Origin of the sequence: Leptospira terpstrae serovar Hualin str. LT 11-33 = ATCC 700639 (assembly GCF_000332495.1) — a bacterium.
Lineage (GTDB): Bacteria > Spirochaetota > Leptospiria > Leptospirales > Leptospiraceae > Leptospira_A > Leptospira_A terpstrae.
In genome coordinates this window covers 178,655-201,651 of record NZ_AOGW02000018.1, presented here as the reverse complement: position 1 = coordinate 201,651, position 22,997 = coordinate 178,655, and the positions used below count along the sequence as shown (strand labels likewise).

General features: G+C 39.3%; 21 protein-coding genes. 8 read left to right on the top strand and 13 right to left on the bottom strand.

Annotated features, from left to right (window positions below; genetic code table 11):
- Positions 1-15: 15 nt before the first annotated feature.
- From LEP1GSC203_RS17125 to LEP1GSC203_RS17080, 10 genes are all read right to left on the bottom strand, one after another.
- Positions 16-600 (bottom strand): 5-formyltetrahydrofolate cyclo-ligase, encoded by a 585-nt coding sequence (locus LEP1GSC203_RS17125; RefSeq protein WP_002975345.1) that lies wholly within the window; start codon positions 598-600, stop codon positions 16-18.
- The gene (locus LEP1GSC203_RS17120) at positions 597-914 is read right to left on the bottom strand and encodes a cell division protein ZapA (protein ID WP_002975200.1); all 318 of its coding nucleotides are present in this window, start codon (positions 912-914) and stop codon (positions 597-599) included. The genes LEP1GSC203_RS17125 and LEP1GSC203_RS17120 overlap by 4 nt, the downstream gene beginning before the upstream one ends.
- 5 nt (positions 915-919) lie before the next feature.
- On the bottom strand, positions 920-1,558 hold the full coding sequence (locus LEP1GSC203_RS17115; RefSeq protein ID WP_002975441.1) for a hypothetical protein: 639 nt from the start codon (positions 1,556-1,558) through the stop codon (positions 920-922).
- A gap of 57 nt (positions 1,559-1,615) precedes the next feature.
- A complete protein-coding gene (rplT, locus tag LEP1GSC203_RS17110; protein ID WP_002975326.1) occupies positions 1,616-1,969 on the bottom strand; it encodes a 50S ribosomal protein L20 in 354 nt (117 codons plus the stop codon).
- Between the two features lie 3 nt (positions 1,970-1,972).
- A complete protein-coding gene (rpmI, locus tag LEP1GSC203_RS17105) occupies positions 1,973-2,173 on the bottom strand; it encodes a 50S ribosomal protein L35 (protein ID WP_002975302.1) in 201 nt (66 codons plus the stop codon).
- Between the two features lie 8 nt (positions 2,174-2,181).
- A complete protein-coding gene (gene infC / locus LEP1GSC203_RS17100; protein ID WP_002975194.1) occupies positions 2,182-2,745 on the bottom strand; it encodes a translation initiation factor IF-3 in 564 nt (187 codons plus the stop codon).
- Positions 2,746-2,835: 90 nt separating this feature from the next.
- A complete protein-coding gene (locus LEP1GSC203_RS17095) occupies positions 2,836-3,717 on the bottom strand; it encodes a hypothetical protein (protein WP_039938330.1) in 882 nt (293 codons plus the stop codon).
- A 49-nt stretch (positions 3,718-3,766) separates the two neighbouring features.
- On the bottom strand, positions 3,767-5,680 hold the full coding sequence (gene thrS, locus LEP1GSC203_RS17090) for a threonine--tRNA ligase (protein ID WP_002975433.1): 1,914 nt from the start codon (positions 5,678-5,680) through the stop codon (positions 3,767-3,769).
- Positions 5,681-5,729: 49 nt separating this feature from the next.
- Complete coding sequence (locus tag LEP1GSC203_RS17085) at positions 5,730-6,323, bottom strand: TetR/AcrR family transcriptional regulator (RefSeq protein WP_002975389.1); 594 nt, start codon at positions 6,321-6,323, stop codon at positions 5,730-5,732.
- Positions 6,308-7,198 (bottom strand): alpha/beta fold hydrolase, encoded by an 891-nt coding sequence (locus LEP1GSC203_RS17080; protein WP_002975274.1) that lies wholly within the window; start codon positions 7,196-7,198, stop codon positions 6,308-6,310. The genes LEP1GSC203_RS17085 and LEP1GSC203_RS17080 overlap by 16 nt, the downstream gene beginning before the upstream one ends.
- A gap of 153 nt (positions 7,199-7,351) precedes the next feature.
- Between LEP1GSC203_RS17080 and LEP1GSC203_RS17075 the strand changes: the two genes are divergently transcribed.
- Genes LEP1GSC203_RS17075 through LEP1GSC203_RS17065 form a run of 3 tightly spaced genes read left to right on the top strand, consistent with a single transcriptional unit; the run spans position 7,352 to position 13,763 of the window.
- Complete coding sequence (locus tag LEP1GSC203_RS17075) at positions 7,352-8,710, top strand: adenylate/guanylate cyclase domain-containing protein (RefSeq protein ID WP_002975203.1); 1,359 nt, start codon at positions 7,352-7,354, stop codon at positions 8,708-8,710.
- Positions 8,711-8,760: 50 nt separating this feature from the next.
- Complete coding sequence (locus LEP1GSC203_RS17070) at positions 8,761-10,467, top strand: ABC transporter ATP-binding protein/permease (RefSeq protein ID WP_002975443.1); 1,707 nt, start codon at positions 8,761-8,763, stop codon at positions 10,465-10,467.
- Positions 10,464-13,763, top strand: coding sequence for a GH36-type glycosyl hydrolase domain-containing protein (locus LEP1GSC203_RS17065; protein ID WP_002975357.1), 3,300 nt, complete (start codon positions 10,464-10,466; stop codon positions 13,761-13,763). Before LEP1GSC203_RS17070 ends, LEP1GSC203_RS17065 begins: the two co-directional genes overlap by 4 nt.
- A gap of 64 nt (positions 13,764-13,827) precedes the next feature.
- Here the strand turns inward: LEP1GSC203_RS17065 and LEP1GSC203_RS17060 are convergent, their stop codons facing one another.
- Positions 13,828-14,172, bottom strand: a complete 345-nt coding sequence (locus LEP1GSC203_RS17060) for a P-II family nitrogen regulator (RefSeq protein WP_002975525.1) — start codon at positions 14,170-14,172, stop codon at positions 13,828-13,830.
- Positions 14,173-14,192: 20 nt separating this feature from the next.
- Positions 14,193-15,581, bottom strand: coding sequence for an ammonium transporter (locus LEP1GSC203_RS17055; protein ID WP_002975287.1), 1,389 nt, complete (start codon positions 15,579-15,581; stop codon positions 14,193-14,195).
- 367 nt (positions 15,582-15,948) lie between these two features.
- Between LEP1GSC203_RS17055 and LEP1GSC203_RS17050 the strand changes: the two genes are divergently transcribed.
- Genes LEP1GSC203_RS17050 through LEP1GSC203_RS17040 form a run of 3 tightly spaced genes read left to right on the top strand, consistent with a single transcriptional unit; the run spans position 15,949 to position 18,370 of the window.
- Positions 15,949-17,367, top strand: a complete 1,419-nt coding sequence (locus LEP1GSC203_RS17050) for a deoxyribodipyrimidine photo-lyase (RefSeq protein WP_039938405.1) — start codon at positions 15,949-15,951, stop codon at positions 17,365-17,367.
- Positions 17,364-17,648, top strand: a complete 285-nt coding sequence (locus LEP1GSC203_RS17045) for an ATP-dependent Clp protease adaptor ClpS (RefSeq protein ID WP_002975352.1) — start codon at positions 17,364-17,366, stop codon at positions 17,646-17,648. The genes LEP1GSC203_RS17050 and LEP1GSC203_RS17045 overlap by 4 nt, the downstream gene beginning before the upstream one ends.
- Positions 17,645-18,370 (top strand): DNA alkylation repair protein, encoded by a 726-nt coding sequence (locus LEP1GSC203_RS17040; protein ID WP_002975469.1) that lies wholly within the window; start codon positions 17,645-17,647, stop codon positions 18,368-18,370. Before LEP1GSC203_RS17045 ends, LEP1GSC203_RS17040 begins: the two co-directional genes overlap by 4 nt.
- On the opposite strand, the gene LEP1GSC203_RS17035 is transcribed toward LEP1GSC203_RS17040, so the two are convergent.
- Positions 18,367-20,427: an adenylate/guanylate cyclase domain-containing protein gene (locus tag LEP1GSC203_RS17035; protein ID WP_002975262.1), complete on the bottom strand. Its 2,061-nt coding sequence runs from the start codon at positions 20,425-20,427 to the stop codon at positions 18,367-18,369. The two genes, LEP1GSC203_RS17040 and LEP1GSC203_RS17035, sit on opposite strands and share 4 nt — an antisense overlap.
- Before the next feature lie 46 nt (positions 20,428-20,473).
- On the opposite strand from LEP1GSC203_RS17035, the gene LEP1GSC203_RS17030 reads away from it, so the two are divergent.
- Together LEP1GSC203_RS17030 and LEP1GSC203_RS17025 are read left to right on the top strand one after the other, a co-directional pair.
- On the top strand, positions 20,474-21,793 hold the full coding sequence (locus LEP1GSC203_RS17030) for a class I SAM-dependent RNA methyltransferase (protein ID WP_002975367.1): 1,320 nt from the start codon (positions 20,474-20,476) through the stop codon (positions 21,791-21,793).
- A gap of 49 nt (positions 21,794-21,842) precedes the next feature.
- On the top strand, positions 21,843-22,970 hold the full coding sequence (locus tag LEP1GSC203_RS17025; RefSeq protein ID WP_002975296.1) for a SpoIID/LytB domain-containing protein: 1,128 nt from the start codon (positions 21,843-21,845) through the stop codon (positions 22,968-22,970).
- Positions 22,971-22,997: the final 27 nt, after the last annotated feature.

The window sequence follows — 22,997 nt, the reverse complement described above, 5'->3', positions numbered from 1 at the left end:
GAATCCTACATGGATTCAATCTAAAAACGAATGAATCTGGATTTCCGTAATCATTTTTCCTATTTTTATATCGTGGCTTTCTGGAAGGAATGGGACGGGAAAAAGTTTAGAAAAACTGAGTCCCACTGTTTTCTTTTGGAGAGATTCTGAATTTAATATGCGATCATAATAACCGCCACCGCGACCCAATCGGAAGCCTTTTTCATGAAAGCCCAAAGCTGGTACAAGGATCAATTCTGCATCCTCTACGGAGATCTCCTCATCTCCAATCGGCTCAAAAAGACCCATCGCATTTTTTTCAAAGGAACGAGGACGTAGAAACCGTAACCTCTTTCCTTCTTCCATACGAGGGAAGTACCACTCCGCAGAATGCCTAGCTTCAATAAAACTTGTAGGTCTAGGCAATGGACAAGATTCAATGATAGGAAGGACGTCCACCTCGTACATTAGATCGGGAGAATAGGTGATGATTTTTGTTTTTCCTTGTAAAAGTGAAAACAACCTGCGTAAAATGGCCGCTTCATGATCTTCCCTTTCTGGTAAATTCGGAAGATTTTTTTTTAGAATTTCTCTAGCGTCTTTTTTTGAAATTAGATTCAAAAATTGTCCCCAATGATCCCCTCTTCTAATAGAGAAATGATCTTCTTTGTTCGTTCTTCTAGTTCAGGAATTTCATTGGCTTTGGCAGAAACTTCCTTCATTTGGAACAGTTCGTCCGCTAAGTTTAAAGCACATAAAACTGCTAATTTAGTTTTGGATGCCGTAGGAAGTGCCTTGGTTAGATCGAGAAGGCGCTGTTCTACAAAATCAGCCACCTCAGAGATATACCCTGAGCTAGCTTCACCAACAATGGTATAGGTCTCACCAAAGATTTGTTTGGTTATTTTTTGCGGTTGTGGGGCAGACTCTGCCATAAAAATTACTTAGGATCGTCTTCGATAATTAAAAAATCATCGTCGTCGTCAGCATCAAAGACACTGATTGCTTCGTCGTCATCGTCAATGATGATGTCATCATCTTCGTCAATGTCAACGGTAGGAACATCTTCTTCCTGTTCTACCACTAGTTCTTCTTTTTCAAAGGAAGCTTGTGCTGGTGACTTTTCTAAAATATCTTCAGTTTGAAATTCTGATTCATCTTCATCGAGTAAGATGATTTCATCATCTTCATCAGTTGCCAAACTAGGAACTGCAACAGCGGCAGCTGCTGCGACTGGTTCTACCGGAGAGGAATCAGAACTTGGTTGTGTTTTGGAAGCAGAACTACCTGTGGTAGGAAGTCCATCCAAACGACCGAGGAGTTGGTGGACCTTGGATTCCAAAAGTCCTTCTCTTTCGCGAAGTTGGTTTAACTCGTCGTTTGCTTCTTGGAGTTGAGAGCGGAGTGTTTTTAGTTCGCGCTCTTTCTCCTCCATTGCGAGCTTCATTTGGTCATTTTCCGCGCGGAGGGATTCGTTTTCCGTCTCCAGGCGTGCGTTTTCTGTTCTTAGGTCTTGGATTAACTCCAATGCCTTAACAACTTTACTTTCTAGCTCTTCAATGGTTTCGATTTTTAACATGATAACAATCCGATGGAATAGAATAGACGAGCTATTCCATTCCAATCAAGCACTAATTTACTTAGCGACTTTGGTTTTTTCAACGATGGCGTTGAATACTTCTTTGTGGTTGTAAGCAAGGTCAGCCAAAGTTTTACGATCTAAGTTGATTCCGTGTGTTTTGAGTGCATGGATGAATTTTGAATAAGACATTCCATTTTCTCTCACTGCGGCATTAATTCGCGTAATCCAAAGTTTGCGGAATTCGGACTTTTTCTTTCTACGGTCACGGTATGCCCATTGACCTGCTTTCATTACAGCAGATTTTGCTGTTCTGAAAAGTTTAGAACGTCCGCCCCTAAAACCTTTAGCTTTAGCGAGTACTTTCTTTCTACGATTTTTATGAATGGTTCCGTTGACTGCGCGTGGCATCGTTTAACCTCCGTAAGGTAGAAGTTTTTCTACACGGTTATAATCGGTTTCATGGATGACGTGCATTCCACGGCTTTGGTGTTTCATCTTAGGAGATTTTTTCTCTAAGATATGTCTTCGGAACGCACAACCACGTTTAATTTTACCAGACTTGGTAAACTTGAAACGTTTGGCTGCTGCCCTATTTGTCTTCAGCTTATACATAGTTGTTTTTATCCTTTAGGTTTTTCACCAATTGGGTTCATCACGACCACTATCGTCTTTCCGTCGTGTACCGGCATTTTTTCGGGAGAGGCATGCTCTTTTAGGTCCTCGACAAACCGGTTAACAATATTCATTCCAATTTCAGAGTGAACCATCTCTCTGCCTCGGAATCGAAGAGTCACTTTTACCTTATCACCCTTTTGCAAGAATTCTAAAGCATGACGCTTCTTAATCTCGAAGTCATGGTTATCAATCCGCGGGCGGATTTTAATTTCTTTCACCGTGACAACGTGTTGTTTCTTTTTCGCTTCTTTCGTTTTTTTAAGAAGTTCGAATTTGTATTTTCCAAAGTCGATCAACTTACAGACGTGAACATCTTGGTCACCCGAGACTTCCACCAAATCAAGGTTAGCTTCTTTAGCTCTCTTCAGAGCTTCTTCCAGAGTAACGATGTCAGATCCTTCGTCAGAGACGAGTCGAATCGATGCTACATTGGTAATTTGTTCGTTAATTCTGATGTGGGCGAATTTATCTTGGTTTGGGTTCCCTCTAGGGTTGGGCCGTTTCTGCATTCAGTCTCCGAAATTTCTTTCAATTTCCAATTTCGGTGCAAAATCCAGGCGAGCAAGTACATTTCTTTGCGAAATGCTGGGTATTGGAGGTTAAAGCAATCCGGAAGGACCTTCCCAAACAACAAGTTCTAAATACAAGGAGTCGGAATCTAAAATTTCGGGTAATATGGGAGCCAGTGAGACTAAATCCCCGTGATTTCCCATTCCCATACAAGAACCTCCATGACAAAGTTGTCCCTCCCTGTCATACACGGCGTATTGGATCAAATGATCGAAGGCTTTTGTACTTTGTCTGGGGGATTGCGACTGGACTAAGGCCAGATAGGTCAATCCTTCACTTTGTCTACGTTCCAACCGAATCCGAACTCGGTTTTCTTTGGTAAGAGGCTCTGTGGCCAATAGGAGGTCACCCTTTCCCGGGTTCCATTTTTGGAAACTATAGGATCCAACCACTCCCCCTTCCCGTTTCCATTCGAATTTGGTTTCGTTTTTCCGTTTTTGTTTGGAAAGTACCATTGCTTCTTTGGGACTCGGATCTTCCCAACCGTAAGCAGTGATTCCGACAGAGACTCTCGCAATTTCTGCAATAGGAAAAGGGAAACGACTCCAAAGCCCAGGAACATCATAACTCTCCCAAGGTTGGATGATGTGTTCGCAGGTTTGGCTGGACAAAAGGCGATTGTTAGAATCAAAAAAAGCAGCGACTACGTAGAGGACAACCGGTGTTCCCCCTAAATTTTGTCCCCCAGTGATAACGATATTGGGACAATCAAACTTCAGGTCCCGACCAAGCCCATCGACAAACTGCATAGGACTTACTTTCCAACCTACAGTCAATCCTTCTGCAAAAGGTAAAAGTTGCATAGGTATGGCATCGAACGCATCACGCGCATCATACGGTGGGTGGATAGGAAGATCCAGATAGTATGCGACCGGATCAATCTGTTTGGCTAAGATCAGGTTTGGAGACACTGGAGGGAGCGTAACTCTCCCCCAAGTGTTAGTCAAGAAATTTCTTTATCTAAAGATCGCCCTTCAAAAGAGACAAAAATCCATCACGTGAAACGGTTTCTGTTTTCTCTTCACCCATCCTTCGAAAAGAAATGGATCCTGCTTCTTTTTCTTTATCTCCTAAAATCAAAGTGTAACTGCTTCGTTTTAAGATGGAATCCCTAATTTTACTGCCGATCTTTTCGTTACGAACATCAAGTTCTACGCGAAAGCCCTGCATTACCAAATCCTGATATACTTCTTTCGCGTAATCACTATGAGTTTCTGCCACAGTTAAGACACGAATTTGTGTCGGATTCAACCAAAGTGGGAATTTTCCTTCGAAGTGTTCGATAAGAATTCCAATGAATCTTTCTAATGATCCATAGATGGCTCGGTGGATCATCACAGGGGCATGTTTTTTTCCATCGGACGCTGTGAAGTCGAGTTCAAAACGATTCGGCATAGAAAAGTCAATTTGAACGGTTCCGCATTGCCATAACCTTCCAAGAGAATCTTTGATATTGAATTCAATTTTTGGTCCATAGAATGCTCCATCCCCTTCTTTGATTCCATATTCGATTCCTTTTTTCTTAAGGGCATCGTGTAAGGCCTGTGTGGCGAGGTTCCAATCTTCATCGCTTCCTTGCGATTTTTCAGGTCTTGTCGCAATGAAAGTTTTGAATTCCGTAAAACCAAATTTTTTATACACATCAAAAGTAAAGTCGATGATGTCTTCTACTTCTGATTCTACTTTTTCAAGTGGTGCATAGATATGGGCATCGTCTTGAGTGAATGCACGGACTCGGAATAGTCCATGAAGAACTCCCGACATTTCATGTCTATGTACATTCCCCAGTTCCATAAAACGAAGTGGAAGTTCTCTATAAGAATGCATATGGTATTTATAAATCAAACAACAGCCTGGACAGTTCATAGGTTTCACTGCGAATTCACTTTCGTCAATGTCAGTGAAATACATGTTTTCTTTAAAATTATCCCAATGCCCCGATTTTTTCCAAAGTGTGGAATTTAAAATGGCTGGAGTTTTGATTTCTTGGTACCCACGTCTGAAACATTCTTCTCGAATGTAAGAAGCAAGAGTGTTCCAAAGTACAGTTCCTTTCGGATGCCAAAAAGGAAATCCTGGAGCTTCCTCTTGGAAACTAAAAAGATCAAGTTCTTTCCCAAGTTTTCTATGGTCTCTTTTTTTTGCTTCTTCAATGAGAAAGATATATTCGTCTAACTGCTTTTTGGTGGGGAAAGAAACTCCATAGATACGAGTGAGTTGTTTGTTTTTAGAATCACCCTTCCAGTAGGCACCAGAGATGGCGGTGAGTTTGAAGGCTTTCAGTTGGCCCGTACGAGCCACGTGAGGTCCGCGGCATAAATCATACCACTCGCCTTGACCATATAACGAAACTGATGCGGAATCGAATCCTTGGATGAGCTCTACTTTGTAAGGTTCGTTTTCTTTTTTGAATTTTTCAATCGCTTCTTCTTTAGATAGTTCCCATCTTTTGACAACGAGATCTTCCTTTACAATCTTTGCCATTTCGACTTCAATTTTAGGAAGGTCTTCTTGGGTTAATACGGTATCACCAAAATCAATATCATAAAAGAAAAAACCGGGACCGTTTTCGATCACAGGGCCTACCGTTAGGCGAGCTTCTGACCAAAGGCGTTGCACAGCCATACCAAGTAAGTGGGCAGAGGAATGGTGAAAAACGTCTTTTCCTTCTTTATCATCAAAGGTGAGAAACTTTACCGTGGTGTTTGTCTCCGGAACAAAGGAAAGGTCAACGGTGCGACCATCGGACAAAACAACGGCAAGAGCTTTCTCTTTCAAGAAAGGCAGTTGGGCTTGGATGAAATCAGAAAAGGATTTACCCAATTCTAGTTCTTTGGAACTTCCATCAGGTAGTGTGATTGTAATTGCTGCCATAATTCTATACCCAAGTTTTCGCACGCGCATTCTCCCGAAAAGTAAAGTTTTACCAGAGTCTGCCGGATTCTAATGATTCTGTTATTTTCTTAAAACTTTCCTCGATCGATTCTTTACGACCAAAACCACCCGCCTCCTCCAGGACAATAAACCCATGCAAAAGGGAACGTAGGATCCGAATCCTGTGGACAGAAGCTTCGTCCAAAGTCGGAAACCGAAAGACCTCCAAACAAACTGCCAAAATTCTGTCCCCAAGAGGTTTGAGTTCGAGATCAAATTCAGTCGATTCAATGGTCAGCGGATAAAACTGTGGATGAGACTTCGCAAAACTTCTGTAAGCATTTAAAAACTCAAAGATTCGCTCTGAACCCGTGGCCGAAGTTTTTAACTTAAGAGAGAGCCTGTCTCCTAACATCTGCAAGGAACGCCTCTTCATTTCCCAACGCACCTCCTCTAGGTCTTGGATGTGGTTGTAAAGAGAAGGAGTGCGAATTCCTAAATTCTCGGCGAGTTGGGACAATCGAAATTCAGTCCAACCCACTTCCCCAATCAATTCCCATGCGGAATCGAAAATCTGTTCTCTTGTGGCAAACGATTGGCCTTTTTTGGGTCGGCCCGGTTTGTGTTTTACTTTTTTTGCCATAACTGCTGTACGTCGGAAGAAAAGCGAATTGGATTTTCCGCAAAAGGATAGTGACCTACTCCTTCATACATACGCACCTCTCCACTTAATTTAGTCCCAATCCAATGGGCCTCTTCTTCTGGTGATTCAAAATCAGGATCTTTTGTTCCCATCACCACGATCACATTTCCCGTAACCAAATTTAATGCCGGCTCACATTCTGTTTTTGATGCCAATAACATGGATCTAACAGCCGCCATACGACCATCTTCCGACAAATTGTTCTTTAGTTTTTCAGACCTTTCTTTTAAATCCTTGGGTGGATGTAATGGAAAAAGTGATTCATAAAATGATACCCAAGCACTGGGCCCCCAGGGGCCACGAAACGCCAGTTGGACAAGCATCTTCATACCAAAAGATAAAGGTGCTTTGTCTCGAACAAAAGGACCAGACAATACAAGGCCAAGAACTCTCCTATTTTCCATAGAACGAATGTATACGGCAGAGGCCGCAGTCATAGAATTGGCAACAATGTATACATTTTGTAGATCTTTCTCTCGGATAAAACTTAGAATATCTTCCGCTGTTTCTTTCGGACCATAGGAAGAAAAACTAACGTCGGATTCCCCAAGTCCTCGTAAGTCAAAACTATAAACAGAATTCTCTTTTGCTAAAAGTTCTGCCACTTCGGAGTAACTTTCTTTTCGGTCTCCAATTCCAGGGAGTAGGATCAAGTTTCGTTTTCCAACCCCGGTTTGTGTATAGGCAATTTTGCCTTCCTTAGTCTGAAAGTAAGATGTGGAAATTGGAGATCCCATCAAAGAACCATCCATCCAAAAAAGGAAGGGAAACAAAATGGGAAATAAAATGCTGAGTTTGTAGTAGCGTTCTTTCATAAAACTAATGATATTAGTTTATTTAACTAATGCAATTAGTTTTTTATCGGTTTTGACAAAAATCAGTTCAAATTTCCCTAATCCTTAAATTTTCCGACTTGCCCTCACTTGTGAAAGGAGGGATTCTTAAATTACTTAAAAGCGTGGTGATTCATGTCCATTGTTACCTTCGAAGACAAAGAAAATTTTCCCCTAGAAACGAACAAACGAGGAGCCACCATCCTTGAAACAGCACTAAAACACGATTACCCACTCTACCACCTCTGCGGAGGAAATGCAAAATGTACAACATGTCGGGTTTTTATCACCGATGGTCTAGACCATCTGAGTTCACGAAATGAAAGAGAACAAACTCTTGCAGACAGGAAAGGTTGGCCTTCTGAAATTCGACTCGCTTGCCAAACCGAAGTTTTTGGGGATGTTACACTGCGAAGGATCATTAAAGACAATAAAGATTTAAAAACAGTGACGAGTGAATCCAAATCTTCAAAAACGGGAGAAGAGTGTTATGCGGTAATTCTCTTTCTTGATATCAAAGGTTTTACTTCCTTCACCGAGGCAAGTCTTCCCTATGATGTAGTCTTTGTTCTCAACCGCTTTTTTCAAGAAATGAGTGAACCCATCCTAAACAATGGAGGAGGAATCGATAAATTTATTGGAGATGGAATATTGGCTTTTTTCCAAATCCAAAACAAAGACCAACTAAAAACTACAAACGAAGAAGGTCTGAAAGAAACAAAACGTGAGACCATTCATTCGGCCATCCGAGCTTGTCTACGTATGTTTGATCAGTTAAAAAAATTCAATTTAGAAATGAAAGATCGGTTTAATTTTAGTTTTGAGATTCGCATTGGCCTTCATGCCGGGAATGTGATTTATGGGGACATTGGTCATTCGGAATACAAAAGCCAAACGGTTCTTGGAGACACAGTCAATGTGGCTAGCCGCTTGGAGGCATTGAATAAAAAAACCAATACTCAATTTTTGGTCTCGGATGAAATCTATAATTTAGTTGGATCCTCCCTTTCTGTGAACAAAAAAGTGATCACAAGGCTTCGCGGAAAAACAGATAAAATGACAGCCTACTCTGTCCTTGGATTTAAAAAACCGGATCCTATCTTAGAAATTCAAAAATCATTTGATCATGTATTAGAATACAATCCTCATTGGATTGATAGTTATATTGATAAATTAAAAAACTTTTCCATGGAAAACGTGACAGAGAACCAACGTGAAGGAGACAATGAATCTCCCATTTCCTCGGAGGAGTTTTTAAACTCGATCGAATCTATCATAGAAAAATTAGGGAATCCCATCTCGGTAAAAAAAGAAGTTTCAAAACTCGCAAACATTTATGAATCCCTAGGCATAACAAAAAAAGAATTTCCGAAACTACTTCCCATCCTTCTTTCTTCTTTACGTGAAAATCTTCCTTCGGAGTGGAATCCTAGTTTAGAATCCATTTGGACCCAAGCCATCACGGATCTAACCATAGAAACCATTGAATCATAAAAGGATCTTGCTTTTGTTAGGGACTAAATCGTTTCATTAGATAAGTATCCATGTTTTCAAAATCAAAATCCAATATATCCCAAAACTGGCTACGTCTATCCAGTATCACAAAACAACTCATACAATCAAAACAAGGTCCAACTGCGATTCGTTATGGGATCACACTGGTAATCCTTGTGATTTTGTTTAATTTTTTTAATGTGATCAATAGTTATGTGGGAAGAGATTTTATCTCTTCTATAGAACAAAAAAATCCAAACGCCTTTTACACAAATGCGTTACTATATGCCTTTGTATTTTTAATTTCTTCTGCCATTGGGTCTGTTTATCGGTATGCGGAAGAAAGACTTGGTATCCTTTGGCGCGAACAACTCACATGGAGATTGACAGAAAATTATTTAACAGAAAGAACCTACCATCAAATCATTGGTATAACTGGCATCGAAAATCCAGACCAAAGGATTACAGATGATGTCAAATCATTCACAACTACCACTATCTCTTTCACCTTACTCTTTATAGGTGGAGTTTTTTCGGCCATTTCATTTTCAGGAGTTCTTTGGAGTATAAATCCAGCTCTCTTTCTCGTAGCGGTTGCTTATGCTTTGGCAGGAACTATATCTACAATCTTTCTTGGAAAATCTCTCATTCGTATCAACTATGATCAATTGGATATGGAAGCAAGTTACAGGGCGGACTTACTCCATATTCGCCAACATGCAGAATCCATTGCCGTCACCCACAGAGAAGCACGGATGTCCGTAAGATTAAAATCAAGACTTCGAAAGTTAGTGAATAACTTTAGAAAACTTATTTCAGTAAACCTTCGACTCAGCTTATTCACAAATAACTATAATTACTTCATTCAAATTATACCGATGTTTATCATTGCACCAAGTTATATGAGAGGAGAAATTGAATTTGGAGTGATTACACAAGCAGCTCTTGCCTTTACTACTTTACTCAATGCCTTTTCCTTGATCGTCACACAATTCCAATCCATCTCTGCATTTTCCGCCGTTGTCAAACGATTGCATTCTCTTGATACCGCCATGTTACTTGCAGAAACAGAATCCAAAACTGCAAGAGAATCAAATTTCAATGAAGAAGCCATTGTTTTTGAAAATTTCACATTGTATTCGAATGATAAATCGAAACTTCTGGTAGACAATCTTCAACTAACCATCCATCGAAATGAACGGTGGCTTATCACATCTCTTGATGAAACAGTGAAACTTAGTTTATTTCGTTCCATTGCCAATATTAGCAATCACACCGAAGGAAAGATATTAAAACCCAACTGGGAGGAGATCCTTTTTCTTCCTGAACAACCCTATCTTCCTCCTGGCAGACTTCGCAATGTCATTGTACCTGCTTATATGAACTTAGAAGTATCAGATGCAGAAATTCTCAAAGAACTCAAAAATATGGGCCTTGAGTCTTTGGTGCGTAGGTTTGGTGGAATCAGGGCATTAAAAGAATGGGACGAAGAACTCTCGTTAGCTGAAAAATATAAAATTGCAGTGATTCGTATTCTTTTTGTGAAACCAAAGTTTCTGGTCCTCGACAGACCAGGCTCCAGTTTGGGTAAGTTTGAAATCTCTAAACTCTTAAAGTTATTTCACAGACTGGGAGTCTCGACAGTTGTCATAGCAAAAGACGAAGAAACTGTTTTGGAATACGACTACCATCTAAACATTTCTCACTTTGGAAAATGGACTCTTTCCCCACTTCACATTACGCACACTAACTTATGATCCAAACCATTCAAAACCATTCCGGTCTAAAAATTCATTTTTTATCCAACGGGAATATACATTCCCTTCGTTTCCAGGACCTACTAGTCAACCTGTATCTTGGCAATGAAATGGAACCCAGTGTGAGTAATATTTATTTAAGGATTCACACAAAAAAAAAATTTTTGGTTTTCCCTTTACTGGGACCGAAATCAAAATCCCAGTTCCAAATTTCTAAATCTGTTTATCTTTCGAAAGGAACTTGTCAGGAGATTGATTACAATTTGTATTTAGAAATCCATCCAGACAAACCCATATGGAGATACCGAGTCGAACTCACAAACCAAAAGGAACAACCAATACTCTGTGATTTGGTTTATGTGCAGGATATAGGAATTTGCGAATATTCTTCTTCCCGACTCAATGAATATTTTGTCTGCCACTACATCCACCACGAACCTGTTTTTACAAAAGATTATGGTTATGGAATTTTATCCAGACAAAATGAATTAGTATCTGGAAACCATCCTGCTAGTTTCATATTTAGCTCTTCACCTATTCGCTCTTATGTTACTGATGGACTGGATCTATTTCCAGATGGACTATACCAACCTTTTCTCGGCAAACGAAGACAAGGCGAACATTCTATCATTGGATTAGAAAGGGAGGTTATGACCCTAAAACCTAAAGAGTTTCAAGTTACTTCTTTTTATGGTTCTCTATTCCCGAATCTAGATACCCTTAATTCTTTTACAGACAAAGAAGGCTTCATTCAAAAAACCATCATAGACTGGAATCTAGCCGAAATTACAGAGACAGTTTTTTCCAAACCAATCCCGAGTTTATTTACTTTCGCCAAACAAAAAGAAGGTGACGAAGCAACCGAATTGAATCTAAAATCATTTTTCCCCAATCCTTGGAGAGAGGTCGAACGAAGTGAAACGGGTTCAATCCTATCTTTTTTTACAGAGAAATTCAAGCATGTTGTGTTAAAAGAAAAAGATTCCCTTTGCTTACGTCCCCATGGACAAATCCTACGCACAGGATACCCGGTGGGACCAAACGAACCCTCCCTTACCACAACCTGTTATTACAAGGGAATTTTTTTATCCCAACTTACAGAAGGTCATACCAGTATCAATCAGTACCTTTCACGAAACCATAGTTATATTGGATTATTTCAATCCTATGGGTTTCGTATTTTTAGAGAAGAAGAGAATAGATTTGCACTCCTCGGTTCCCCATCACTTCTAATCATGGAACCCTATCGGATGGAATGGATTTACCAATGGGAAAAGGAAATTTTACGAATTCAAGTCGAAACAACAGTTGATCATAAAATTAATTTTCAACTTACAACGAATGAATCTAAGCCGAGAAACTATATTCTTTCTTTTCATATCGCACTTGATGGTGATAACGGTGCCTTAAAAAAACCTCCGATTTTTGATAAAAATGATTCGAAAATTCACATCCAACCGAACCACGAATCATCCATTTATCAAAGATTAGATGGAAAGGGATTTTCTATTGAATCCGAAAGTCTAAACACTTGGGAAATCTCTGATGATCGAATGTTGTTTCCCGATGGACTTTCAAGAAACCAGTCCTATCTTACCGTAAGAGTGCAAGTGGACTCTCAATTACAATTCACTATCCAAGGTAATTTTCAATCCTCTATCAAAACAACAGAGATTCCCAAAAGTTCAACACTTGCCTTACCTTCGTTTTCTACTGATCAGAAAATTCCGAATAAAGAATTTCATTCCTTACTACAAATTCAGGAAATTCTTCCTTGGTTTGAACAAAATGCACGCATCCACTATTTAAACCCGAGAGGACTCGAACAATATTCAGGAGGAGGCTGGGGTACAAGAGATGTATGCCAAGGGGCCTTCGAATTTTTACTCGCAAAGGGAGAATTTGATTCCTGCCGCAGTTTACTATATCATGTATTCCAAGAACAAAATGAAGATGGAGATTGGCCACAGTGGTTTATGCTTTACCCCCGTGACCAAATGATTAGAGCCAGTGATTCCCATGGGGATATCATTTATTGGCCCATCCTTGCGTTATCCTCTTATTTAGAACGAACCAAAGATTTGGATTTTCTAAAAGAAATCACGAGTGGTCCCCACCGCCAAAAATCTAGAACTATCCTTCAGGCCATAGATCAAACCATTGCCCTCATGAATGATCGTTTGTATCCCTCAACCAAACTTCCTCTCTATGGAAATGGAGACTGGAATGATTCATTACAACCGGTACGCGATGAGTTTCGAACTCATGCTGTGAGCACTTGGACTGCTGAATTACAATCCATCACTTACAAAGCACTTTGTCAAATTTACCACCTAACAGAAAATTCAATAAGTAAAAAAAACTTCGAAACCGAACAAATCCAATTGGAAGAAAATATCAAAGAATACTGTATGGAAGATGGTATTCTTACTGGATTACGATATTTTTCAGACGATGGTTCGCAAAAATTCTACTTACATCCATCGGATACTAAAACGGGAATCCATTACAGTGTCCTACCTATGATTTATGGAATTTTATCAGAAGTTTTAAATGAAAGGGAAGTAGAAACCCACCTTTCGATCATTAGGAAATCTCTTATGGGACCCGATGGAGTCCGCCTATTTGATGCACCAGTCCCCTATTCCGATGGGGAAAACAAAGAATTCAAACGAGCAGAAACCGCAAGTTACTTTGGAAGAGAAATTGGACTCATGTACACACACGCACATTTGCGTTTCTGTGAAGCACTAGCCCATCTCGGTAAGTCAGAAGAATTCTTTTATCATTTGAATTTAGTAAATCCCATTAGGATACAAAACAAAATCCCTCAAGCCAAAAAAAGACAATCTAACTGTTATTATTCGAGCTCAGATGCTGTGTTTATGGATCGATACGAAGCAAGTAAAAACTATAAAGAATTATTACTAGGAAATATTCCTCTTGAGGGGGGTTGGAGAGTGTATTCTAGCGGACCGGGAATTTATATCAAACTGGTTTACGAATGTTTACTTGGAATCAAAGTTTTTTCCGATGGAATCGAATTCGATCCGATTCTAACCCAAGGATTGGATGGATTAAAATGGAATCTGCAACTATGGGATCGAAATCTAACCATTCAATACGCAGTGGAATCCAAAAATGCAACTGTCGAATCAGTAGACTTAAACCAAAATCCCATTCCTTTTTTTAGGAAAGAAAATCGTTACCGAAGAGGTGGTGTTAGAATCAAATTTTCTGATTTGGTGTCGTTTCTTAAAGAAGGCAAAAATCAGTTAAGACTTTGTTTGAGATAAAAAAACGTGGGGTAGTGAATCCACTCCCCGCACGTTTTCCGATTTTTCCTTTACCTAAAGGAAGTTAGATTGCGCTTTTTCCTTTCTCGCCGGTTCTGATTCGAATCACGTCTTCAAGAGGAGTGATAAAAATCTTTCCGTCTCCGATTTTTCCGTCTCCACTTTTTGCTGCTTTCAAAATAGCATCAACAGTTGGTTTAACGAATTCATCATTTACCGCGATTTCTAAACGAACTTTTCTAAGTAAGTTAACAGTGTATTCGTGACCACGAAATACTTCTGTTTTTCCTTTTTGTTGTCCGTAACCTTGAACGTCTGAAACTGTTAGACGATAGATTTCGTTTTTAGTTAGCTCAGCTTTAACTTCTTCCAACTTATGTGGTTGGATGATTGCAATGATCATTTTCATAATGTTATACTCCTATTCCCTTAACCACGAGCTCGGATATTGAAATCAGGGTAAGCTTCTGCTCCATGTTCCCCAAGATCCAAACCACTAAGTTCTTCTTCTTCACCCACTCGGATTCCACCAGCCAGTTTCAACACGAACCACAATACTAAAGAAATTGCGAATGTAAAACCACCGATAGCAAGGATACCGTAGATTTGGGTTAAAATGGAAGGAACTTCTACTCCAGCAGGAGAACCTTCGTAACCGAAGATTGCGACTGCTAATGTTCCCCAAATACCACATACTAAGTGAACAGAAGTTGCACCTACCGGGTCATCAATTTTGATTTTGTCAAAGAAAAGAACAGACAATACAACGAGAGCACCAGACACAGCACCAATGATGGCAGCAGAAGTTGGGCTAACAATCGCACATGGAGCAGTGATCCCTACAAGTCCAGCTAGAGTTCCGTTAAGAATCATACCAAGATCAGGTTTTTTCAAAATGATCCATGCGGTTACAGTAGAAGCAAGGGCTCCAAGAGCGGCTGAAATGTTTGTTGTCACTATCACATGTGCCATTACACTTCCATCACCTACACCCATAGTAGAACCAGGGTTAAAACCAAACCAACCGAGCCAAAGAATCAATGTTCCAAGTGCAGCAGAAGTCATGTTGTGACCAAGGATTGGTTTGATACGACCATCTGGTAAAAATTTTCCCTTTCTAGCACCAAGAACGATAGCACCTGCAAGAGCTGCCCAACCACCTACGGAGTGTACTACGGTAGATCCAGCAAAGTCATGGAAACCAAGACCTGCAATCCATCCACCACCCCAAACCCAGTGACCTGTGAAAGGATAGAGAAATGCGACAAGAATAAAGGAGAAGATAAGGAAGGAATGAAATTTAATTCGTTCTGCCACAGCTCCAGACACGATAGTTGCTGCTGTTGCTGCAAAAACTAATTGGAAGAAAAATTTTGCAAGAAGAGGAACACCAGTCCAATTCATTGAAGAATACACACCTTGGTATGCATCACCGATTGCAGGAGAGTTATCTGCTCCACCTAAGAAAAAAAGACCTTCGGTTGCCAAATAAGGAGATCCGTCACCAAACATCAAACCCCAACCAATTGCCCAGTAGGAGAAAGTTGCTGCTGCAAAAACAATAAAGTTTTTAGCAAGGATGTTCACGGTGTTCTTCGATTGAGCGAATCCCGATTCAACGAGAGCAAATCCGGCATTCATAAAGAATACCAACATACCAGCGACTAGCACCCATAAGGTGTCTAAACCAACGGTTAAAGTTTGGATTGCATTTGCGGTTTCTTGCGCCGGGTTCGCGACGGTTGCAGCATCATCTGCAAAAAGGAACATCGGAACAACCAGGAGCAGGAAGGCGATTGATTTGAAATACTGTTTCATATTGCCATGTTTCCTTTCCATGTTATTTGCTTAGTAACAGTGCAAGATTGGTACCCGAATTGAATCTGGGTGAGAAAGGCATTGAAAAAAATGAATTAATGCCTAGAAACCCTCCATTTTGTTTAGATTTTTTGGTAAATGAAGCAATCCCTTCGCTGTAGGCCTTTGTAAATCTAAAACATTATGCTTCATATAACTCCATATGGTACATATTTTAAGCACCCTTCCTTTTGTTTCTATCGAACTTGGAAAGAAAAAACGTCGAACGAAACTCGCATTTGCCCCTCTAATAGAGGTGATCCAGGAACGAATCCGCCTTTGTAATGAAAAGCCAATAGTATCTACCGGAAAATACATTCTCTATTGGATGCAGGCTTATCGCCGGTTCGATTCCAATCATGCCTTTGCCTACGCAGTCTCGCTTGCCAAAGAACTAAACAAAGAACTCATTGTGTATGAAGGTTTACGTTCCGATTATCCTTGGAATTCGGAACGGATTCATAAATTCATCTTAGAAGGGATGGAAGACAACCAAACAAGGGCAGACGAACTCGGGATCAATTATTGGCCATTTCTAGAATCTAAAACAAACCCTGCACGAGGAATTTTAAAAAAAATTGCCAAGGATGCGGCTGCCATTGTTACAGATGACTTTCCCTGTTTCATTATCCCCGAACAAATCAGTAAATTATCTCAAAAAATCGATTGTCGACTCATTGCTGTGGATAGCAATTCTCTCCTTCCTTTCTCTCTTTTCGAGAGAAGTGCAAGTGCTGCAAGAATTCTTAGGATTTGGATTCATAAAGAATTTTCAAAAGGAATGCCAAAGTTCACAAAACAAAAATGGACAAAAAAAGATCTGGATGGGCTCAATCATCATACAAATCCCCCTCCTGGATTTGGACTCCCAAAAGACTTAAACACATTTTTACAGACTATCGATTTTAAAAACTTAGTTCTTCCCGCCAAAGGTGTGAAAGGTGGTCGTAACGAAGCCTTAAAAATTCTAAAGACCTTTGTCACAAAAAAATTAGACAATTATATGACGGATCGCTCGCAACCGAATCGGCCAGAAATGACAGCTACAAGCGGACTCTCCCCTTACCTCCACTTTGGGCATATTGGAATAGAAGAAATTTTTCTTTCGGTAATGGAAGTCACTTCCCAAGGAAAATGGAATCCAGAACGAATGAGCCACCAAAAGCCCGGAGACAGGGAACAATTTTATTCTGAATCCTCTTCCGCCAATCACTTCTTAGATGAACTCATTACCTGGCGAGATATCGGTTATCTTTTCTTTTGGAAAAACAAACCAAATCGTATCAATTTAGAGGATCTTCCAGATTGGGTAAAAGCCAATTTCGAAAAACATAAATCAGATACAAGAGAGTATCTTTACACTCTAGAACAATTTGAATCCGCAAACACTCATGATGAACTATGGAATGCAGCCCAAACAGAACTTGTGAAAACGGGTAGGTTGCATAACTATATGCGAATGTTATGGGGCAAAAAAGTAATCGAATGGACAAAATCATACGAAGAAGCTTTTCAAATTTTAGAACATCTCAATCATAAATATGCTTACGATGGACGAAATCCCAATTCCTACACTGGAATTTTATGGTGTTTTGGACTTTTTGATAGGCCTTGGTTTCCTGAACGAAATGTATTCGGAAATGTGCGGTTTATGTCCTCCGATTCCACAAAAAAGAAGTTTAAAATGAAATCCTATTTGGAGTATATTGGTGAACTGAGCGGGAACTCCGACTCATTGTTTCCATGACAGAACAGAACCAACCTTCTACATTTGAAGAAACAAAAACCCATTTTGATTCTGTATATTTCTATTTTGTTATCTTATTCAATGACTCAATTCATGAATTTTCTTATGTAGAAGATTGTTTGATGAAACTTTGTTTTAAAACCAAAAAGGATGCCAAAAAAATTGCCATGGAAGCCCATACCAATGGTAAAGCTGTATGTTTCCAAGGCAGTATGGAAGAATGTGAAACCGTTGCTGAAAATATGACAAATGCTAATTTAACAGTCATTTTAGGTGTATGAAATCAATACAAGAGAACATACTTTCTGATTTAAAAAAAGCAGGTAACAAAGAAAAGGCGGAATTCTTTCCCAAATTCTTTAAAGTTGGACCAGGAGAATATGGTGAAGGTGACAAGTTCTTAGGAGTCACTGTCCCCATTCAAAGACAAATTGCTAAAAAATACTATAAAGATATAGATTTAAAATCATTAGAATCACTCATAACATCTACTTTCCATGAAGTTCGGCTCACCACTATTTTCATTTTGGTTTTAAAATTCGGCTCAAAAACAACGTCAGAATTAGAACAAAAAGCAATTGTAGACTTTTATCTTCGCTATATAAAATTCATCAACAATTGGGATTTGGTAGATTCTAGTGCAGACAAAATTCTTGGAGCTTATTTGTTTAAACGCAATCGGAAGTTACTATATCAATTTCAAAAATCGAAAAATCTATGGAAGAACCGAATTGCGATTCTCAGCACTTTTTATTTTATTAGGAAAGGTGACTTTAAAGATACTTTACGTTACTGTGAAGTTTATTTAACGCATAAACACGATCTAATCCACAAAGCCACAGGATGGATGTTACGTGAAATTGGGAATAGAGACCCTAAGATATTAAAAAATTTCTTAACGTCTCATGTTTCTAAAATGCCAAGAACTATGCTTCGTTATTCCATAGAAAAACTTCCGGAATCGGAAAGAAAGTTTTGGTTGTCTCAAAAATCATTTGTTTAAACAACTGGCCTTGGTTTCACTTTGGTCACAAAGTACACTTTGACCGGTTCTGCTTTCCCTTTAAGAGTGAGTTCTTTAGTGTCTTCATATTCAATGTATTCACTACCACCCGCGGCAAGAAATGCTGCCTCCGATACAGCCACCTTTCCTGGAATTCCATGGCTTTCTAACCGAGCTGCCGTGTTCACTGCATCCCCAATGACAGTATAGTCCATACGTTTGACAGATCCTATATTACCTACAATGGCTTCTCCAAAATTCACACCAATTCTCAGACGAAACGTACCAGGTGGGACTCCTAATTCCTCATTGATCTCTTCCATTTTTTTCTGCATATCAACAGCACAAGCAATGGCATGGTAAGCATCTAGTTCTGTTTGTTTAGGAGCACCCCAAAACGCCATAATGGCATCTCCGATAAACTTATCTAAGGTGGCAGAATAATGAAAAATCAATTCCGATAAGGATTCAAAAATTGTGTTTAAACTTTGAAGGACAACCCCTGGTGGATTTTTTTCAGCAAAAGTTGTAAATCCAACGATATCAGAGAATAATGTAGCAATGTTTTTTTCTTCTCCACCTAACTTAATACTATCAGCAACAATGGTTTCCATCACTGCGGGGGAAAAATATCTCGAGAGCCTATCTTTTTCTTCTCTTTGTTTTTCTACAAGTCGCCTCGAATCGATCATATTTTTAACAATCGATAGAGCAACGGAAACAGAAAACGCAGCAAAGGCATAATCCTTTAAATAGGTATGGCTTGGATACCATTCCCATTGCATTTCCACAAAGATATCATTGAGAATGAGAGTAGTGAAGGCAAAAAATCCGAGCGATACGGTTCCCATAGATGGAATCTTTCTTCCCAGAAAAATAATGTAAAACAAAGCACCACCAAGTACGATGGTTACAAAACTCCAACTGAAAAAAAACTTAGATAGAAAAAAGAAATTTGGCGAGAAAAGAACTACAAGAACAGAACCTAGGCCCGCAAAATCAATGTATCTATTCGTGATTTTGATCCAACCTTGTCTCACATGAGCAAATCGAACGATAAAATTGAAAAGTAAATGAACAAGCCCAATCCAAGCCAAGTATTCTATTTTTTTAATCCAGAATCCATCACCAAGAATTGAATAGATAATTTGACTTTGAAATAAAGTATTCAATGCCATGAAAATAGAACCTAATGCAAAGTATATGGTTGCATCATCTTCGTTTCGGAAAAGAAATTGCCAGTATAGATAAAAACTACCAAGTAACAATGTAAGTACGATCACGAAAATTTTTTTAAAATCGTTCCAGTATTCCGCTCGTTCTGAATATTTCACGGAGGATACATAAAATTTATCATGGCTCAATCCTGGACTCAAAGGATACTTTGCATAAACTCTTACAGCAAGCACATTGGGTTCGTCTGTTTTGAGTTGGTCTATCGGGATATCGTAAAATCGAATTTTATCGCTATAGAGTGATTTATCATCCAAAACAGTATTTTCTTCTGTATCCAAATGAAGACCAGTTCCCCCAATGAATTTTCCATTCCAATAAACTGCATCGGCTTGGCTAATTTGACCCAGCCGAACCGTTAGATTTCTAGATTTGAATTTTGAACGAATGTCTTCTTCGGTAATTTGGATTTCGGTTCTATACCAAGCATATCCTTTGTACGATTCTTGGAATTGTTTGAAGTCAGGAAAATAAAATTCCCCATCCCCATCGCGCACTTTATCCCAAGCAGTTTGCACTTGAAATCCGGAAATCCAACCATTTCGAACAGATTCTTCCAAAACTGGTTGGGCATGGGCAAAACGTAAGGCTTTGGTTTGTCCGTTTTCTTCATCTAAATAGAGGTCGTCTTCCTTATCTTCAGTGACAAGTGGAGAGTCTCCTGGTTTGAAACTCCATTTATGTACGGATTGCCCAAATGAAGTCTCGGACCTTAAGTCCAAAATTTGGTTGGTGAGGAGGACTTGGGCGGATAAACTTGAGAGAAATCCCGTAAAGGTAAGGAAGCTGAGAAGGAAAGAAAAGAGTCTTTTCGAAAAAACCATGTCGGAAATCCTATAAAAATCAAAAGGAACTGGCAAGTAGAAAACATTGGACAAAGTCATTGTGGAAAGTTTAGATTCCGATTTTTCTGGAATCGTCACTGCACCTAACGGAAAAAAGGTGAATATTTTCTTTGTTTATCCTGGCGATGAACTGCACGTGGAATATGTCAAACGAAGGCCAAGACAAAGGTCTTTACGGATCCAGGAAACCATTCGTAATCATGATTGGAAATTAGTAAAATGTAATGTATTTGGTGAATGTGGTGGATGTACGGGCCAACACATAAACTACACTGAACAATTAGAACTAAAATTTACACCCATACTCGCTGCCTTTCAAAAAAATTTAGGAATCACGATCAAACCCATTCCTTCGGAACAAATTTACGAGTACAGGTCTCGTATGGATTTTTCTGTATTTCCTGGACCGGTCATTGGACAAAGACAAAGGGGAAATTTTCGCAAAGTAGTTCCCATCACTACTTGTTCCATCCAGTCTAACTGGGCCAATACTGCATTAAAAGACGTACAAATTGTACTCAACAAAATGCCTGAAGTCATTTGGGACAGAAGGTCAGAAGAAGGTGGCTTAAAATATCTCACCATCAGAAAAGCACAAAACACAAACGATGGAATTTTGATTTTTACTTTTACTGAAGGATATGAATCACATCCTTCAATGGAAAGTTTTCGTAAACTCTGTTTAGATTCATTGTCACAAGAATCATTACTCTTTTGTTATAACAGGCCTAAATCGGAAGTATCTGCTTTTGGACGGCCGGAAGTTTTACGAGGAAAATCTACTTTTACGGAAAATGTTCTAGGACAAAACTTTCAAATACCTTTTGATTCTTTTTTCCAACCTAATCCGAATGGTTTTTTACCGATTTTAACTTTTATCAAAGATAGATTGCCAAAATCTTGCGAAAATCTTATCGATTTGTTTTGTGGGAATGGTTTCTTTTCTTTGTTATACGGGGATTCGTTTCAAAATGTGGATGGATACGAACTTACAGAATCTTCTATTGAAATTGCTACCAAAACTTTTCAGGAAAATTACCCGGATAAATCTCATTCTTTCCAAATAGCCAATTTGTTTATGTCCACCGAACTTTTAAAACATAATGAAAATGCTACTTTGATTTTGGATCCACCAAGGGCTGGTGCTGGTAAATTGGTAACCCAATGGATTCGAGATTTTGGGCCAGAATACGTTTTCTATGTCTCCTGTAATCCATATTCCCAAAAAGAAGATGTATCGGTCTTTCTTACTCAATATGACTTTGTTGACGGAATCCTCATCGATCCCTACCCTCACACTCCTCATACGGAATCAGTGCTTTTCTTTCAGAGAAAGTCTTCATAATTCCCTTCACCATTTTTGGAATTCCACCGAAAATAGAAACGAGGGTACTATGAAGATTCAAAAATCGATTTTATTTATCTGTCTTGTTATTTTAGGGCAAATCGGTTGTGCGAGTGTGATGGTGACCAATTGGGCGCCGGAAGAATCCAACTTCAAATCCAAACCTGTCAGAGTTTTTCTTGGTTATGCCACCGATGAAGAAACTTTTAAATCGACAGGGGAAATCATTGTACGTGATGCCAATGACCTTATCATAAAAAAAGCATATGACTTTCTTTCCTTAAACGCAACCGCACTCAAAGCTCCGATTTCGATCCAAAGTGGTTCGCATTTTTTAGAATATAAAGGTGTGAGTTACCGTGGATCCGTATTACTCAAACCGGTGGATGGAAAAGTATATATCATCAATTTAGTTCCCATCGAAGAATATCTGTTATCTGTGGTTCCTTCAGAAGTCAGTGCCTCTTGGCCCAAAGAAGCGCTCAAAGCACAAGCAGTTTGTGCAAGAACTTACGTGGTGCGAGAGATGTTAAATCGCAAAAAACAAGAGTTTGATGTTGATACATCCACAAACACCCAAGTATACAAAGGAAAAAACAAAGAACATAGAAATACTACAGAAGCAGTTTTTGAAACAGAAGGTCTTATCCTCATTCACAAAGGACAACCTATCCAAAGTTTTTTCCATTCCAATGCTGGTGGGTACACAGAAGACCCAATTAATGTTTGGGGAAGTCCTGTAGAATACTTAAAACCAGTTCCCTCCGAGTATGACAAAGATGGAGACCAGTATTCCTGGGAAGAAAAATGGAAACCTGATTACGTGAACACCAACTTGCAATACTTAGGTGTTGGTGAAATCCAGGATATCATTGTATCCAGTCGATTTCCTTCTTCTCGAGTCAATGAAATGGAAATCATTGGAAGTTCTGGATCCAAAAAAATCAAAGCTACCGAGTTTCGTAAAAAAATCGGTGCAACGAAACTTAGGTCCACTCGTTTTGGAATCCGTAAGGAAGAGTCAGGGGATTATTTTGTTAAGGGTTTGGGTTCTGGTCATGGGGTAGGAATGTCCCAATGGGGAAGTTTTGCTATGGCAAAAAGCCAATTCAACCACAAAGAGATCCTACAACACTATTTCAAAGGAATCGAATTCGCAAGAATAGTTGCCAGATAGTGGGGAGATTTTGGTTTCCTTAGTCTC